This is a genomic window from Nonomuraea sp. NPDC049504 (assembly GCF_040676845.1).
GTDB lineage: Bacteria > Actinomycetota > Actinomycetes > Streptosporangiales > Streptosporangiaceae > Nonomuraea > Nonomuraea salmonea.
This window is the reverse complement of record NZ_JBFAPT010000055.1, coordinates 1-18,798: the sequence shown is the minus strand read 5'-3', so window position 1 is coordinate 18,798 and position 18,798 is coordinate 1. Positions and strand designations below refer to the sequence as shown.

Annotated in this window: 2 protein-coding genes (1 of these 2 only partly in view); both read left to right on the top strand. The window is 73.0% G+C overall.

Annotation, left to right across the window (positions count from 1 at the left end; genetic code table 11):
• Positions 1 to 5,625, top strand: partial view of a non-ribosomal peptide synthase/polyketide synthase gene (locus AB0K28_RS49855; RefSeq protein WP_364385200.1) — the 3' portion only. Its footprint begins 16,410 nt before the window's first position; 5,625 of the gene's 22,035 nt are visible here — the last part of the coding sequence; its start codon lies beyond the left edge, outside the window; it ends in the stop codon at positions 5,623 to 5,625.
• On the top strand, positions 5,622 to 18,798 hold a 13,177-nt coding region (locus AB0K28_RS49850; RefSeq protein ID WP_364385198.1), incomplete at its 3' end, for an amino acid adenylation domain-containing protein. The genes AB0K28_RS49855 and AB0K28_RS49850, both read left to right, overlap by 4 nt.

Below are 18,798 nucleotides of genomic sequence, written 5' to 3'. Positions count from 1 at the left end.
GAGCCCACGGCGCCGTTCGGGCTCCTGGACGTCCGCGGCGACGGCACCGACGTGCGGCGCGCCGTCGCGGAGATCGACGCCGGCCTGACCACCCGCGTACGGGACGTCGCCAGACGCCTGGCCGTCAGCCCGGCGACCGTGATGCACGTGGTGTGGGCCCGGGTGCTGGGGGCGGTGTCGGGGCGGGATGACGTGGTGTTCGGGACGGTGCTGTTCGGGCGGATGAATGCGGGGGTGGGGGCTGATCGGGTTCCTGGGCCGTTCATCAACACGCTGCCGGTGCGGGTGCGGCTGGGTGGCGGGGTCGGTGAGGTGGTGTCCGGGATGCGCGGGCAGCTCGCTGAGCTGCTGATGCACGAGCATGCGCCGCTGGCCGTCGCCCAGCGCGCGAGCGGGGTGCCCGCCGACGCGCCGCTGTTCACCTCCATCCTCAACTACCAGCGCAGCACCCCCGACGAGACGGAAGAGGCGCCGGAGCTCGACGGCGTCCGGGTCGTGCGGGTGATCGATCGCACCAACTATCCGCTGTCGGTGGCGGTGGATGACCGGGGTGACGAGATGTCGGTCGTGGTGGACGCGGTCGCCGGGGTGGACGCGGAGGTCGTGGCCGGGCTGGTGAGCACGGCGATGGAGAACGTGCTGACGGCCTTGGAGTCGGCTCCGGACACCTCGTTGGCGGGGGTGGGGGTGCTGGACGCGGCGGATCTTGAGCGGCTGGCTTCCGAGGGCACCGGTCCCGCGGGTTCGCTTGCGGGGACGGTGGCGGAGCTGTTCGAGGCGCAGGTGGATCGGGATCCGGCTGCGGTGGCGGTGGTGAGTGAGCAGGGAGAGGTGTCGTTCGGCGAGCTGGAGACCCGAGCGAACCGGGTGGCTCGGGCGCTGCTGAGCCGGGGAGTCGGGCCGGAGTCTGTGGTCGCGGTGGCGCTGGAACGTGGCGTGGACCTGGTCGTGGCGCTGCTGGGGGTGTTGAAGGCGGGCGCGGCCTATCTGCCGGTGGATGTCAGCTACCCGCAGGCGCGCATCGAGTCCATGCTTGCGCAGGCTGGGGTGCGGGTCGCGGTCGCGTCGCCGGGGCTGCTGCCGGACGCTGTGGACATCGACGCTGGAGCGCATCTGCCGGGCGGCCGGTTGTCAGTCGATGAGCGGGGTGTGCTGCGCGTCGATCAGGCGGCGTATGTGATGTTCACCTCCGGCTCGACCGGGGCGCCGAAGGGCGTGGTGGTCTCGCACGCGGGGATCGGGGCGCTGGTAGAGGGGCAGCAACGCTGGCTGGGCATCGGCCAGGGCTCGCGGGTGGCGCAGTTCGCGTCGCCGGGCTTCGACACCTTCGGCTGGGAGTGGCTCGGGCTGCTGTCGGGGGCGTCGCTGGCGATCGTCCCCGAGGATGCTCGGCTGGGTGAGGCACTGCTGCAGGCGCTCACCGCCTTCCGGGTGTCGCATGTGACGTTGCCTCCGGCGGTGCTGGCGGGCTTGGACCCGGCGGGGCTGGATGCGAGCGTGACGGTGACGGCGGCCGGTGAGGCGCTCACAGCGGCCGTGCTGGAGAGCTGGAGCACCGGCCGGCGGATGTTCAACTCCTATGGGCCGTCCGAGACGACGGTCGATGCCACCTTGTGGCAGTGCGGCCCGCAGCAGGTGTCGATCGGGCGGCCGGTCATCGACACACGGGTCTGGGTCCTGGACGAGCATCTGGCGCCGGTGCCGGTCGGTGTCGCGGGTGAGGTCTACGTGGCAGGTCCGGGTGTCGCGCGCGGGTATGTGGGTCGGCCGGGGCTGACCGCTGAGCGGTTCGTGGCGTGCCCCTTCGGCGGTGGGCGGATGTATCGCACGGGCGACGTGGCCCGCTGGGATGGCGGCGAGCTGGTCTACGTCGGGCGGGCGGATGAGCAGGTGAAGATCCGTGGCATGCGGATCGAGCCGGGCGAGGTGCGCGCGGTGCTGGCCGCGCATCAGGACGTGGCGCAGGCCGCGGTGATCGTGCGTGCCGACTCGGGGGACAAGCGGTTGGTCGGTTACGTGGTGCCCGCCGCACAGGCCGTCGATGTGGAGGAGGTGCGGCGGTTCGCGGGTGAGCGGTTGCCGGAGTTCATGGTGCCGTCGGCGCTGGTGGTGCTGGATGAGCTGCCGCTGACGGTGAACGGCAAGCTCGACCGCGGCGCGCTGCCGGCGCCGGAGGTGAGGCGGGCGAGCAGGGGTCCGGCCGATGCGCGGGAGGAGCTGCTGTGCGCGGCCTTCGCTGAAGTGCTGGGGCTGCCCGACGTGGGCGTGGACGACGACTTCTTCGTCCTGGGCGGGCACTCGCTGCTGGCGGTGCGGCTGGTGAGCCGGATCCGGGCGCAGGGCATCGAGGTGCCGGTGCAGGCGCTGTTCGAGGCGCCCACGGTGGCCCGGCTGGCCAGGTACTCGGGCCGTGAACGCGTCCCGGTGCCGCCGAACGCGATCCCCGCAGGCGCCCGCGCGATCACGCCGGACATGCTGCCGCTGGTCGAGCTGACCCAGGCGGAGATCGACCGGATCGTGGCCGGGGTGCCGGGCGGCGCGGCCAACGTCGAGGACGTCTACCCGCTGGCCCCGCTCCAGGAAGGCATGCTCTTCCACCACCTGCTCGCGGGCGACGGCGTGGACGCGTACGTGATGCCGACCGTGCTCGAGTTCGACGCGCGGGCCCGGCTGGACGGGTTCGTGGCCGCGCTGCAGGCCGTGGTGGATCGGCACGACGTGTTCCGCGCCTCCGTGGCGTGGGAGGGCCTGGGGGAGCCGGTGCAGGTGATCTGGCGGCAGGCCACCCTGCCGGTGACACCCGTACGGCTGCCCGAAGACGGCTCCGACCTCGCCCAGCAGCTGCTCGCGGCGGCCGGCGCGGCGATGGACATCGGGCGGGCGCCCCTCCTGGACGTGCACATCGCGCGGTCGCCCGGCACCGATCGCTGGCTGGCGCTGATCAGGATGCACCACATGATCCGCGACCACCTGGGGCTCGACATCGTGCTCGGCGAGGTCGCCGTCTTCGCCGCCGGTCGGGGACACGAGCTGCCCGACCCCGTGCCGTTCCGCTCCTTCGTCGCCCAGGCCCGCTCCCGGGGGGACGCCGAGGAGCACGAGCGCTACTTCGCCGAGCTGCTCGGCGACGTGGACGAGCCCACGGCCCCGTACGGGCTGCTCGACGTGCGCGGGGACGGCGTGCGGACCGCCGCCGCGTGGGCCCCGCTGACGCCTGAGCTGGCCGCCCGCGTACGCGAGGCCGCCCGGCGGCTCGGCACCAGCCCGGCGACCGTGTTCCACGTGGCGTGGGCCCGCCTGCTCGCCGTGCTCGCGGGCCGCGACGACGTCGTCTTCGGCACCGTCCTGCTCGGCCGGATGAACGCCGCCGACGGCGCCGACCGCGTCGTGGGCCCGCTGCTCAACACCCTCCCGGTACGCGTACCGGTGAACGGCCTCGGCGCCGGCGAGGCCGTGGCCATGATGCGCACCCAGCTGGCCCGGCTGTTCGACCACGAGCACGCGTCGCTGACGACGGCGCAGCGGGCGAGCCGGGTCGGAGCGGACGCCCCGCTGTTCACGTCCCTGTTCAACTACCGCCACGGCGGCGCGCAGGGTGACGGCGGCCCTCAATTCGAAGGTGTCAGGACGCTCTTCACCCGTGAGCGCACCAACTACCCCCTGACGGTCGCGGTGGACGACGACGGCGACGAGCTGGGCCTGGGCGTCGAGGCCGCCGCGCCCATCGATCCCGGCTCCGTGGTCGCCCTCCTGCGCACCACCGTCGAGAACCTCGTCCGCTCGCTGGAGACGGTGGCCGACGGCGGCCGGGACACGCCGCTGTCGCAGGTGCCGGTGCTCGACGACGGGGAACGGTGGCGCGCCGTGCGCGACTGGCAGGGCGAGCACGTCGCACGGGACCGGACCTCGGTGGTGGAGCTGTTCGAGGCGCGGGCGGAGGCAATCCCCGATGCGGTCGCGGTGGTGTGCGGCGGGGTCGGGGTGACGTACGCGGAGCTGGATGCGAGGGCGAACCGGCTGGCCCGGCACCTGATCGCGAAGGGCGTGGGTCCTGAGTCTCCGGTGGGGGTCGTGCTGGAGCGCGGGATCGGCGTGGTGGTGGCGATGCTGGCCGTCTGGAAGGCGGGCGGCGTGTACGTGCCGATCGACGTCGAGTACCCCGCCGAGCGGATCGCGTGGATGCTGGCCGACGCCGGCGCCCGGGTCGTGGTGACCGAACGCGCGGTGGCGGGGCTGCCCCCGGCGGAGGTGGTGACGCTGGACGACTCGGCAGGGCTGCCGGACGAGCGGCCGGGCGTCGCGATCGACGGTTCGAGCCTGGCTTACGTCATCTACACGTCCGGTTCGACCGGAGTCCCGAAGGGCGTGGGCGTCGCGCACGCCGGGCTGGTGAACCTGATCGAGGTGTTCGGCCCGGTGATGGGGGTCGAGTCGGGCGTGGGGGTGCTGCAGTTCGCCTCGTTCGGCTTCGACGCCTCGGTCCTGGACGTCGTGGTGACGCTGGCACGCGGCGGACGGCTGGTGATCGCGCTGCCTGCGGAACGGACCGACGCCGGACTGCTGCGAGACCTGCTCTCCTCCACCGGCGTTCAGGCGGCGAGTGTGGTGCCGTCGCTGCTGGAGGTCGTGGACCCGGCCGACTGGGCCGGGGTAGAGACGGTGCTGGTCGGCGCGGAGCCGATCGCGAGCGGGACGGCGCGGGAGTGGGCTCGGGACCGGCGGCTGGTCAACACCTACGGGCCGACGGAGGCGACGGTGATGGTGACCGCCGGCTCGGTGGAGCACGTCAACGGTGTCGTCCCCTTCGGCCGGCCCATCACCAACACCCGCTTGTACGTCCTGGACGACCGCCTGGCCCCGGTGCCCGTCGGAGTGCCCGGCGAGGTGTACGTCGCCGGGCCCCAGCTCGCGCGCGGCTACGTCGGCCGGCCTGACCTGACCGCCGAGCGCTTCGTGGCCTGCCCGTACGAGGACGGCCGGATGTACCGGACGGGAGACGTGGCCCGCTGGACCCCTGAGGGCGAGCTGGTCTTCGTCGGCCGGGCGGACGAGCAGGCGAAGATCCGCGGCATGCGCGTGGAGCCGGGCGAGGTGCGGGCGGTGCTGGCCGCGCACCCGGACGTGTCGCGGGCGGCGGTGATCGTGCGCGCCGACGCGGGCGAGAAGCGCCTGGTCGCCTACGTCGTGGGCGGCGAGGCCGAGGACGTCAGGCGGTACGCCGCCGACCGGCTGCCCGCCCACCTGGTGCCCTCAGCGGTCGTGGTGCTGGACGAGCTGCCGCTGACCGTCAACGGCAAGCTCGACCGCAACGCGTTGCCCGCCGATGCCCCGGCCGTGACCAGCCGGGCCCCGGCCACGCCCCAGGAAGAGGCCCTGTGCGGGGTGTTCGCGCAGGTGCTCGGCAGACAGCAGGTCGGCGTGGACGACGACTTCTTCGCGCTCGGCGGCCACTCCCTGCTGGCGATCCGGCTCGTCAGCAGGATCCGCACCGTCCTGGGAGCCGACGTGTCCATCAGAACCCTGTTCGAGGCGCCCACCGTGTCCGGGGTGGCGAGTCGTCTCGGAAACCAACGGTCGACACGGCCGACGTTGCGACCCATGCGGCGTGACCAGGAGGAGTCATGAGAGTTCCCTTGTCGTTCGCCCAGCGCCGGCTGTGGTTCATCCACCGGCTCGACGGCCCGAGCGCGGCGTACAACATCCCCATCGCGCTCAGGCTCACCGGCGAGGTGGACCGGGCGGCGCTGAACGCGGCGCTGCTCGACGTCATCGGCCGTCACGAGGTGCTGCGGACGGTGTTCCCGGTCGAGGGCGGTGAGCCGTACCAGCGGGTGCTGGGCGTGGCGGAGCTGGACTGGGCGCTGTCGGTCGTCGAGGTGGACGCCGCCGGGCTGGCCGAGGCGGTGGGGCGGGCCAGGGAGCACGCGTTCGACCTGGCGTCCGAGGTGCCGATCAGGGCGACGTTGTTCGTGACGGGGCCGGGTGAGCAGGTCCTGGTGGTGGTGACGCATCACATCGCGGCCGACGGGTGGTCGATGGGGCCGCTGGCACGGGACGTGTCGATCGCCTATGAGGCCCGCTCCCGTGGCGGGACACCGGAGTGGGAGGCGCTGCCGGTCCAGTACGCGGACTACACGTTGTGGCAGCGGGAGCTGCTGGGCGAGGAGGACGATCCGGACAGCGTCCTGTCCCGGCAGATCGGTTACTGGCGGGAGGCGCTCGCGGGCATCCCGGAGGAGCTGGATCTCCCGTACGACCGCCCACGTCCCGAAATTTCAGGTCATGTCGGGCATGTCGTGCCGCTCGACGTCCCCGCCGACGTGCACGCGCGGCTGCTGGAGGTGGCGCGGGCCGAGGGGGCGACCACGTTCATGGTGGTGCAGGCCGCGCTCGCGGTGCTGCTGGCCAAGCTGGGCGCAGGCCGGGACATCCCCATCGGCGCCGCCGTGGCGGGCCGTACCGACGAGGCGCTGGACGATCTGGTCGGGTTCTTCGTCAACACTCTTGTCATCCGTACCGACCTGTCCGGTGACCCGACGTTCCGCGAAGTGCTCGGCCGCGTCAAAGAGAGCAGCCTGGACGCCTACGCCCACCAGGACGTCCCCTTCGAACGCCTGGTGGAGGAGCTGGCACCGTCAAGGTCGCTGTCCCGCCACCCCCTCTTCCAGGTCGTGCTCACGCTCCAGAACGTGGAGGAAGCGGCTCTGGACCTGGAAGGTCTGCAGGCGGGCGGCGTGGCCGCCGAGTGGGGCGCCTCGGCCAGGTTCGACCTGGAGTTCAGCGTCCACGAGGCGTTCGGTGCGGACGGCGCTCCCGCCGGGCTGCGCGGCTCCCTGACCGCCGCGGCGGACCTGTTCGAGAGGGAGTCCGCCGGCCTGCTGGTGGCGCGGTGGATCCGGGTCCTCGCGGCGGTGGCGGCCGACCCGCGGGCGCGGCTGTCCGCGGTGCCGGCGGCCGACGCCGCAGAGCGGGACCGCGCGCTGGTCGCGTGGCAGGAGCCCCCGGCAGGCGGCGCGGCGGGCGGCGCGGCGCTGTCGCTGGTGGAGCTGTTCGAGACGCAGGCCGCCAGGACGCCCGAGGCGACGGCCGTGGTCTGCGACGGCGCCGAGGTCACCTACGCCGACCTGGACGCCAGGGCCGAGCGCCTGGCCAGGCTGCTGGCCGCGCGCGGCGTCGGCCCGGAGACGGTGGTGCCCGTCGTCCTGGAACGCGGCGTGGACGTGATCGTCGCCATGATCGCCGTACTGAAGGCGGGCGGCGCCTACCTGCCCGTCGACCCCGGCTACCCGGCGGCGCGGATACGGCAGCTCGTGGCGGGCTGCGCCCTGGTCGTGGCCTCGCCGGAGACCGCGGGGCTGCTCCCCGACGGCGCCGGCCCGCTCATGGTGGACGACCCGGCCGAGGCGGAGCCGGCCCCGCGCGTCGTGCCGCACCCCGATCAGCCGGCGTACGTCATCCACACCTCAGGCTCGACCGGGCGGCCCAAGGGCGTCGTGGTGACGCACCGCAACGTAGCCGAGCTGTTCGCCGCGACCCGCGACCACTTCCGCCCGGGGCCGCAGGACGCGTGGAGCTGGTTCCACTCCTTCGCCTTCGACTTCTCGGTGTGGGAGGTGTGGGGCGCGCTGCTGTCCGGCGGCCGCGTGGTGGTCGTCCCTTACGCGGTCTCCCGCTCGCCGGAGGAGTTCCTGTCCCTGGTGGAGGAGAGCGGCGTCAGCATCCTCAGCCAGACGCCGTCCGCGTTCTACCCGCTCATGACGGCGGCGGCCAGACGCCCGCAGGGCATGGCCGGCGTGCGGGCGATCGTGTTCGGCGGCGAGGCGCTGGAGGTCGGCAGGCTCGCCGGATGGTGGCCGTACCAGGGCGCCGCGGGGCCGCGCCTGATCAACATGTACGGCATCACCGAGACCACCGTCCACGTCACCTTCCACGAGGTGACGCCCGGCACCGTCACCGGCGGCAGCGTCATCGGCCGCGGGCTGCCCGGACTCCGGGTGCTGGTGCTCGACGAATGGCTCGCCCCGGTGCCCCCTGGCGTCGCCGGCGAGGTGTACGTGACGGGCGGCCAGCTCGCCCGCGGCTACCGGCACCGGCCAGGCGCCACCGCGGAACGCTTCGTGGCCTGCCCCTACGGCGCGCCCGGCGAGCGCATGTACCGCTCGGGCGACCGGGCCCGCTGGACGAGCGACGGCCGGCTGGAGTACGTCGGCCGCGCCGACGCCCAGGTCAAGATCCGCGGGTTCCGCATCGAGCCGGGCGAGATCGAGAGCGTGCTGGCCGCACACCAGGACGTGGCGCAGGCGGCGGTCGTCGTCCGCGAGGACACCCCCGGCGACCGGCGGCTGGTCGCCTACGCCGTCCCGGCCGGCGAGCAGACCGGCTCCGCCGAGCGGGGCCGCCGTGAGGAGATCGGCCTCGCCGAGCTCATTCGCGGCGACGAGATCGGCCCCGCCGAGCCCATTCGCGGCGACGAGATCGGCCTCGCCGACCGGATCCGCGGCCACGCCGCCGAGCGGCTGCCCGCCCACATGGTGCCGTCGGCCCTCGTGCTGCTCGACGCCCTGCCGCTCACCGTCAACGGCAAGCTCGACCGCAAGGCGCTGCCCGCCCCCGAGTACGCCGTGGGCGGCCGCGCCCCGCTCGGCCCGCGCGAGGAACTGCTGTGTGAGGGATTCGCGCACGTGCTCGGCCTGGAGCGGGTCGGCGTGGACGACGACTTCTTCGCTTTGGGCGGCCACTCGCTGCTGGTGGTGTCGCTGGTGGAGTGGCTGCGCGAGCGCGGCGTCACCGTCTCCGTACGGGCGTTCTTCCAGACCCCCACCGTCGAAGGGCTGGCGGCGACGGCCGGCGACCACCAGGTGACCGTGCCGCCCAACGCGATCCCCGACCACCCCGCCGCGATCACCCCGGACATGCTGCCGCTGGTCGAGCTGACCCAGGCCGAGATCGACCAGGTCGTGGCCGGCGTGCCCGGCGGCGCGGCCAACGTCGCCGACGTCTACCCCCTCGCGCCCCTCCAGGAAGGCATGCTCTTCCACCACCTGCTCGCGGGCGGCGGCGTGGACGCGTACGTGCTGGTGACCGTCCTGGAGTTCGGCTCCCGCGCCCGCCTGGACGCCTTCACCGACGCGTTGCAGCAGGTCATCGACCGGCACGACATCTTCCGCACCAGCATGGCGTGGGAGGGCCTGCCGTCGCCCGTGCAGGTGGTCTGGCGCACGGCGACGCTCCCCGTCGAGACCGTCGTGCTCGGCGGCGGCCCCGGCGGCCCCGACGACCCGGTGAACCGGCTGGTGACGACCGTCGGGCTGTCCATGGACGTCGGCCGGGCCCCCCTGCTCGACCTGCACGTCACCCAGACCGGCGACCGGTGGCTCGGCATGGTGCGCGTGCACCACATGGTCCAGGACCACCTCGGCCTGGACGTGCTGCTCGGCGAGGTCGAGGCGTTCCTGGCCGGACGCGGCGACGACCTGCCCGAGCCGATGCCGTTCCGCGCCTTTGTCGCCCAGGCCAGGACCGGCGGCAGCGAGAGCGAGCACGAGCGCTTCTTCGCCGCGCTGCTCGGCGACGTGGACGAGCCGACTGCGCCGTTCGGCCTGCTCGACGCCCGTGGCGACGGCGTCGACATGGTCAGGACGTCCGTGGACGTGGACCCCGCACTCGAACGGCGGCTGCGCGAACGCTCAAGGCAACTCGGCGTCAGCCCCGCCACGGTGCTGCACGTCGCCTGGGCCCGCGTGGTGGCCGCGGTGTCCGGACGCGACGACGTGGTGTTCGGGACGGTGCTGTTCGGCCGCATGAACGCGGGCGCCGGCTCGGACCGCGTGCCCGGCCCCTTCATCAACACCCTCCCCGTACGCCTCCAGGTGAACGGCGTCGGCGCGGCCGAGGCCGTCGCGGTCATGCGCCGCCACCTCGCCGACCTGCTCGCCCACGAGCACGCCCCCCTGGCGCTGGCCCAGCGCGCCAGCGGCGTCGCCCCCGACACGCCCCTGTTCACCTCGATACTCAACTACCGGCACAACGTCGGCGGCGGCCGCGACCGCGCCGCGCAGGACCCGTTCGAGGGCATCAGGACCGTTTTCACCAGGGAGCGCAACAGCTACCCGCTGTCGGTGTCGGTCGACGACGACGGCGCCTCACTGCGGCTCGTGGTGGACGCCGTGGCGCCGATCGACCCGCGGACGGTGTGCGGGTTGTTCGCCACGGCGGTGGAGGGGCTGGTGGCGGCGCTGGAATCGGAGCTGCCGCTGGCGGCGGTACGGGTGCTCGACGCCGAGGCGCGGCGGCAGGTCGTGGAGGAGTGGAGCGGGGCCGAGGCTGGTTCGGTGGGTGGGTCGGTGGTGGAGTGGTTCGGGGTGCGGGCTGGTGAGGTGCCGGGTGCGGTGGCGGTGGTGTGTGGGGGCGAGGTGTTGTCGTTCGGTGAGGTGGAGTCGCGGGCGAATCGGTTGGCGCGTTTCCTGGTGGCGCAGGGTGTTGGGCGTGAGTCGGTGGTCGGTTTGTGTCTGCCGCGTGGGGTGGATGCTGTTGTGGCGATGCTGGCGGTGTGGAAGGCCGGGGGTGCGTTTTTGCCGGTTGATCCGGTTCAGCCTGCTGAGCGGATCGGGTTCATGCTGGCTGACAGTCGTGCGGTGTTGGTGCTGGGTGTGAGTGAGGTGCTGGATGAGCTGCCGGCCGGTCGGGTGCGGATGGTCGGGCTCGATGACGCGCTGGTGCGGGTACAGCTGTCGATGCTGGAGGAGTCTCCGCTTGAGGTGGCGGCGCTTCCGGACGCGTTGGCCTATGTCATGTACACCTCCGGCTCGTCCGGTAGGCCGAAGGGTGTGGCGGTCACGCATGGCGGTCTGGCCACTTATGTGGGCTGGGCGGTGCGGGCGTATGAGACGGATGGTGGGGCTCCGGTGCATTCGTCGCTGGGGTTCGACCTGACGGTGACGAGTGTGTGGGTGCCGCTGGTGGCCGGGGCTCCGGTGCGGATGAGCGTCGAAGGCGGCGCGGAAGGCTTGGCGGCCCTGCTGAGCGAGCACTCCTTCGGCCTGGTCAAGGTGGTGCCCGGGCATCTCGCCTTGCTGGCCGAGCTCGTGCCGGCGGAGGTGCTCGCCGATGCCGCCAGAACCTGGGTCGTGGGGGGCGAGGCGTTGAGCGGGGCGGATGTCCGTCACGTCGGCCCCGTCGTGGTGAACGAGTATGGCCCGACGGAGACGGTGGTGGGCTGCTGCACCTTCGAGGTGCGGCTAGGCGACGAGGTCGAGGACCGGGTGCCGGTGGGGCGTCCGTCGCCGGGGACGCGGCTGTTCGTGCTGGACAGCCGGTTGGAGCCGGTGCCGGCGGGCGTGGCGGGGGAGCTCTACATCGCCGGCGACCAAGTTGCGCGGGGGTATGTGGGTCGTCCCGGGCTGACGGCGGAGCGGTTCGTGGCCTGTCCGTTCGGAGGCGGGCGGATGTATCGCACGGGGGACGTGGCGCGGTGGCGGGCCGATGGGGTGCTGGAGTTCCTCGGGCGGGCCGACGAGCAGGTGAAGATCCTCGGTTACCGCATCGAACCCGGCGAGGTTCAGGCGGTCGTGGCCGGACATCCGTGGGTGGCACAGGCCGCGGTGATCGCGCGGGATTCCCGCCTGGTCGCTTACGTGGTCGCCGAGGAGGAGACAGACGATCTACCGGAGTCGGTGCGGGCCTTCGTGGCCGCCAGGCTGCCGGAGTACATGGTGCCCTCGGCCGTGGTGGTGCTGCCCGCGCTGCCGTTGACCGCCAACGGGAAGCTGGATCGCCGGGCGTTGCCCGCGCCCGAGCATGTCGCGGTCGCCGGTCGTGAGCCTGCCACTGAGCAGGAGGTGGTGTTGTGCGGGTTGTTCGCCGAGGTGCTGGGTGTGTCCGGCGTGGGGGTGGATGACGACTTCTTCGCGCTGGGCGGGCACTCGCTGCTGGCGGTGCGGCTGGTGAGCCGGATCAGGGCGGTCCTGGACGTGGAGGTGGAGATCCGGGTCCTGTTCGACGCGCCGACGGTCAGAGGTCTGGCCGAGCGGTTGACGGAGGCGGACGAGGCCCGCCCTGCGCTGACGGCGTGGGAGCGGCCTGAGCGGGTGCCGTTGTCGTTCGCGCAGCGCCGGTTGTGGTTCATCCAGCAGTTGGAGGGGCCGAGTGCGACGTACAACATTCCGACGTCGCTGCGTCTGAGCGGTGAGGTGGATCGCGGGGCGCTGGGTGCGGCGTTGCGGGATGTGATCGGCCGGCATGAGGCGCTGCGCACGGTGTTCCCGACCGTGAACGGTGAGCCGTACCAGCGCGTTCTGAGCATGGACGAGCTGGAGTGGGAGCTGCAGGTCGTCGAGGTCGCGCCGGAGCACATTCAGGACGAAGTGGCGCGGGCGTTCGCGCACACCTTCGATCTGGCGTCCGAGGTGCCGATCAGGGCCTGGCTGTTCACGGGTCAGGACGAGCACGTGCTGGCGGTCGTCATGCACCACATCGCCGGCGACGGCTGGTCCCTGGCGCCGCTGGCCCGGGACGTGTCGATCGCCTACGAGGCCCGCTCACACGGCCGCGCACCACAGTGGGACTCGCTGCCGGTGCAGTACGCCGACTACGCCTTGTGGCAGCGGGAGCTTCTGGGCGCGGAGGACGAGCCGGGCAGTGTGCTGGCGCGGCAGATCGGGTTCTGGCGGGAGGCGCTTGAGGGCGTCCCGGAGGAGCTGGCGTTGCCGGTGGACCGGCCGCGTCCGGCCGTTCCCGGGTACCGGGGGCATGGGGTGCCGGTCGAGGTGCCGGCCGAGGTGCACGCGCGGCTGGTCGAGGTGGCCAGGGCCGAGGGCGCGACCACGTTCATGGTGCTGCAGGCCGCGCTCGCGGTGCTGCTGGCCAAGCTCGGCGCGGGCCGGGACATCCCGATCGGGGCCGCGGTGGCGGGGCGCACCGATGAGGCGCTGGACGATCTGGTCGGGTTCTTCGTGAACACGCTGGTCATCCGTACCGACCTCGCGGGCGACCCGACGTTCCGCGAGGTGCTGGGGCGCGTCAAGGACGCGAGCCTGGACGCCTACGCCTACCAGGACGTGCCGTTCGAACGCCTGGTGGAGGAGCTGGCACCGTCCAGATCGCTGTCCCGCCACCCCCTCTTCCAGGTGGCGCTCACGCTGCAGAACACCATCGACGCCGAGCTGGACCTGCCCGGCATGCGGTCGTCCGGCCTGACCCCCGGCGAGGTGGCCGCGAAGTTCGACCTCGACCTGACCATGACGGAGCTCCTCGATCAGGACGGCGCACCGGCCGCCCTGCACGGCACGATCGTCGCCGCCGCCGACCTGTTCGACAGGGGGTCGGCCGAGCAGCTCGCGGAGCGGTGGGTCCGGGTGCTGGCGGCGGTGGCGGCGGATCCGCACACCCGGCTGTCGGCCGTGGAGGTCCTCGGCGCCGGCGAGCGGGATCGGGTGCTGGCCGAGTGGAGCGAGCCCGGCACGCGGGCCAGGCCGCAGCCGGTGACCGAGCTGTTCGAGGCGCACGCCGCGCGGAATCCCGCAGCGACGGCGGTCGTGTGCGGCACGGAGCAGCTCGGCTTCGGCGAGCTGGACGCGCGGGCGAACCGGCTCGCCAGGCGGCTCGCCGACCAGGGCGTGGGCCCGGAGGTCGCGGTCGGCGTTCTCCTGGAACGCGGAGTGGAGCTGGCCGTCGCCTTCCTGGCCGTGCTGAAGGCCGGTGGCGTCTACGTGCCGCTGAACACCGGCTACCCGCCCGCCCGGCTGGCCCACATGCTGCGCGACAGCGGCGCGGCCGTCCTGGTCACCGACGCCGGTCTCGAGGACACGGCGGTGGAGCTCCTGGACCACGGGTGCCGGCTCGTCGTGGTCGACGACGGGCAGGGGGAGACGTACCGGCGTCCGGTGGAGGCGGGGAACGCGGCGTACGTGGCGTACACGTCCGGCTCGACCGGCGTCCCCAAGGGCGTCACGGTGCCGTACGGCGCGCTCGCCGCGTACGTGGCGGCCTGGGAGCACGCGCTGGCCGGCGTCGGCGGCCCAGGACCCGTGCTGTCGATGGCCGCCGCCGGGTTCGACGTGTCCATCGGCGACATGGCACGCAGCCTCTTCCTGGGCCGGCCCGTGGTGTTCCTGCCGCCCGGCGACCTGTCCGCCGAGCTGCTGCACCACGCACTCGCGGCGGGCGGCGTGGAGATCGCCGAGATCGTGCCGGGCAGCCTGCTGCGCGAGCTGGCCGCCCACTGCCGCACGGCCGGCCGGCTCGACCGGCTCCGGCTGCTCATCTCGGGCACCGACCTGTGGACGTACGAGGCGCTGACCGGCACGGTGGCCCAGGTGAGCGCGACCGCCGCGCCCGCGAACGTCTTCGGCGTCACCGAGGCCGCGATCGACTCGCTGCTCATGACGCTGCCCCCCGGTGCCGCCCCGGCCGGTGACGACCTGGTGCCGGTCGGCCGCCCGCTCGCCGACGTCGGCGTGCTGGTGCTGGACGAGTGGCTCGCCCCTGTCCCGGCCGGCGTCCCAGGCGAGCTGTACGTCCGAGGCGCGGGCCTCGCCCGCGGATACGCCGGCCGTCCCGGGCTGACCGCAGAACGGTTCGTGGCCTGCCCCTTCGGCAGGCGCATGTACCGGACCGGCGACCTGGCCAAGTGGACCCAGGACGGGCTGCTGGTGTTCCTCGGCCGTACCGACGACCAGGTGAAGATCCGCGGGTTCCGCATCGAGCCCGGCGAGATCGAGAACGTCATCGCCGGCCACCCCGGCGTCCGCCACGTCGTCGTCACCGCCCGCGAGGACGTCCCCGGCGACGCCCGCCTCGTCGCCTACGTCGTGCCCGACGATGAAGGCGTCGAAGCCGGTGCCGTCCGCGCCTTCGTCGCCGAGCGGCTGCCCGGCCACATGGTGCCGTCGGCGGTGGTCGTCCTCGACGCGCTGCCGCTGACCGTCCACGGCAAGGTGGACCGCAAGGCCCTGCCCGCCCCCGAGTACTCCGGCGGCTCAGGCCGCCCGCCGGCCAACGCGCGCGAGGAGCTGCTGTGCGCGGCGTTCGCCGAGGTGCTGGGCCTTGAGCGGGTGGGCGTGGAGGACGACTTCTTCGCCCTGGGCGGTCACTCGCTGCTCGCGGTGTCGCTGGTCGAGCGGTTGCGGACGCGGAGCGTGTCGGTGTCGGTGCGCGCGCTGTTCGAGACGCCGACGGTGGCCGGGCTGGCCACCGCCGCCGAGACGGAGCAGGTGCCCGTACCGCCGAACCTGATCCCGGCCAGGGCGGAGACCATCACGCCGGAGATGCTGCCGCTGGTCAGCCTGTCGCAGGCGGAGATCGACCGCATCGTGGCGGGCGTCGAGGGCGGGGCGGCGAACGTGGCGGACGTGTATCCGCTGGCGCCGCTGCAGGAAGGGCTGCTGTTCCACCACCTGCTCGCCGGTGGCGGCGGGGACGTCTACATGCGGCCGGTCGTCCTGGAGTTCCCGTCGCGGGAGCGGCTGGACGAGCTGGTCGGGGCGTTGCAGCGGGTGATCGACCGGCATGACGTCTTCCGTACGTCGCTGGCCTGGGAAGGGGTGCGGGAGCCTGTCCAGGTGGTGTGGCGGCGGGCCGCGCTGCCCGTGGTGCCGGTGGACCTGGGCGGCTCGGACGATCCCGTCGCGGAGCTGGTGGCGGCGGTGGGGATGTCGATGGACCTCGGGCGGGCGCCGTTGCTCGACGTGCACGCGGCGCAGGCCGGGGATCGGTGGCTGGCGCTGGTAAGGGTGCATCACCTCGTTCAGGACCATCTCGGGCTGGAGATCCTGCTGGACGAGGTGGGGGCGTTCCTGGCGGGGCGTGGTGGTGAGCTGGGCGAGCCGGTGCCGTTCCGGAACTTCGTCGCGCAGGCGCGGGGCGGGGTGAGCGAGGAGGAGCACGAGCGGTTCTTCGCGGCGTTGCTCGGCGATGTGGCGGAGCCGACGGCGCCCTTCGGGCTGCTGGACGTGCGCGGCGACGGAGCCGACGTGCGGCGCGCGGCGGCGGACCTCCCGGGCGAGACGATCGGACGGCTGCGCGAGGTCTCGCGGCGGCTCGGGGTGAGCCCGGCGACCGTGATGCACGTGGTGTGGGCCCGGGTGCTGGGGGCGGTGTCGGGGCGGGATGACGTGGTGTTCGGGACGGTGCTGTTCGGGCGGATGAATGCGGGGGTGGGGGCTGATCGGGTTCCCGGTCCGTTCATCAACACGCTGCCGGTGCGGGTGCGGCTGGGTGGCGGGGTCGGTGAGGTGGTGTCCGGGATGCGCGGGCAGCTCGCTGAGCTGTTGATGCACGAGCACGCGCCGCTGGCCGTCGCCCAGCGTTCGAGCGGGGTGCCCGCCGACCTGCCGCTGTTCACCTCGATCCTCAACTACCAGGGGAACGTGAGCGACGGCAGCACGCCGGCCGCCTCCCCGCTCGACGACATCAAGATCGTTTACTCGCGGGACCTCACCAACTATCCGCTGTCGGTGGCGGTGGATGACCGGGGTGACGGGATGTCGGTCGTGGTGGACGCGGTCGCCGGGGTGGACGCGGAGGTCGTGGCCGGGCTGGTGTGCACGGCGATGGAGAACCTGGTCGAGGCGTTGGAGTCGGCTCCGGACACCTCGTTGGCGGGGGTGGGGGTGCTGGATGCGGCGGATCTTGAGCGGCTGGCTTCCTGGGGGGCCGGGCCCGCGGGTTCGCTTGCGGGGACGGTGGCGGAGCTGTTCGAGGCGCAGGTGGATCGGGATCCGGCTGCGGTGGCGGTGGTGAGCGAGGGTGTGGAGGTGTCGTTCGGCGAGTTGGAGACCCGAGCGAACCGGGTGGCTCGGGCGCTGCTGAGCCGGGGAGTCGGGCCGGAGTCTGTGGTCGCGGTGGCGCTGGAACGCGGTGTGGACCTGGTCGTGGCGTTGCTGGGGGTGTTGAAGGCGGGCGCGGCCTATCTGCCGGTGGATGTCAGCTACCCGCAGGCGCGCATCGAGTCCATGCTTGCGCAGGCTGGGGTGCGGGTGGCGGTGGCGTCGCCGGGGCTGTTGCCGGACGCTGTGGACATCGATGCTGTGGCGGGTCTGCCGGGGGGCCGGTTGTCGGCTGATGAGCGGGGTGTGCTGCGCGTCGATCAGGCGGCGTATGTGATGTTCACCTCCGGCTCGACCGGGGCGCCGAAGGGCGTGGTGGTCTCGCACGCGGGGATCGGGGCGCTGGTAGAGGGGCAGCAGCGGTGGCTGGGCGTCGGCCAGGGTTCGCGGGTGGCGCAGTTCGCGTCGCCGGGCTTCGACACCTTCGGCTGGGAGTGGCTGGGGCTGCTGTCGGGGGCGTCGCTGGCGATCGTCCCCGAGGATGCTCGGCTGGGTGAGGCGCTTCTGCAGGCGCTCACCGCCTTCCGGGTGTCGCATGTGACGTTGCCTCCGGCGGTGCTGGCGGGCTTGGACCCGGCGGGGCTGGATGCGAGCGTGACGGTGACGGCGGCCGGTGAGGCGCTCACAGCGGCCGTGCTGGAGAGCTGGAGCACCGGCCGGCGGATGTTCAACTCCTATGGGCCGTCCGAGACGACGGTCGATGCCACCTTGTGGCAGTGCGGCCCGGGCCGGGTGGCGATCGGGCGGCCGGTCATCGACACACGGGTCTGGGTCCTGGACGAGCATCTGGCGCCGGTGCCGGTCGGTGTCGCGGGTGAGGTCTACGTGGCAGGTCCGGGTGTCGCGCGCGGGTATGTGGGTCGGCCGGGGCTGACGGCCGAGCGGTTCGTGGCCTGTCCCTTCGGGGGCGGGCGGATGTATCGCACGGGCGACGTCGCGCGCTGGGACGACGGTGAACTGGTCTACGTCGGGCGCGCGGATGAGCAGGTGAAGATCCGCGGCATGCGGATCGAGCCCGGCGAGGTCCAGGCGGTGATCGCTGCCTGTGAGCTGGTCTCCGAGGCGGCGGTGGTGGCGCGTGAGGACAGCCCGGGGGACAAGCGGCTGGTCGCTTACCTGGTGCCCGCCGCACGACCCATCGATGTGGAGGAGGTGCGGCGGTTCGCGGGTGAGCGGTTGCCGGAGTTCATGGTGCCGTCGGCGCTGGTGGTGCTGGATGAGCTGCCGCTGACCGTGAACGGCAAGCTCGACCGCAACGCGCTGCCCGCCCCCGAGTACGCCACCGGCCAGGGCCGCAAGCCGGCCACCCCGCAGGAAGAGGTCCTGTGCTCGGTGTTCGCCCAGGTCCTCGGCCTGGAGCGGGTCGGCGTGGACGACGATTTCTTCGCGCTGGGCGGCCATTCGCTGCTGGCGGTGCGGCTGGTGAGCCGGATCAGGGCGGTCCTGGGGGTGGAGGTGGAGATCCGGGTCCTGTTCGAGGCGCCGACGGTCAGGGGGCTGGCGGAGCGGTTGGCGGAGGCGGATGAGGCTCGGCCTGCGTTGACGGCGTGGGTGCGTCCTGAGCGGGTGCCGTTGTCGTTCGCGCAGCGCCGCCTGTGGTTCATCCAGCAGTTGGAGGGGCCGACCGCGACGTACAACATTCCCGTGACGCTCCGTCTCGCCGGTGAGGTGGATCGCGACGCACTCGGCACTGCGCTGCGCGACGTCATCGACCGGCACGAGGTGCTGCGGACGGTGTTCCCGGCCGCCGACGGCGAGCCGTACCAGCGGATCCTCAGCATGGACGAGCTGGACTGGGAGCTCTCCGTCGTCGAGGCGGCCCCCGACGAGCTGCAGGAGGCGGTCCGGCGCGCGGAGACGTACGCGTTCGACCTCGCCTGCGAGGTGCCGATCCGGGCGTGGTTGTTCGTGGCCGGTTCGGAGCAGGCGTTGGTGGTGGTGACGCATCACATCGCGGCGGACGGGTGGTCGATGG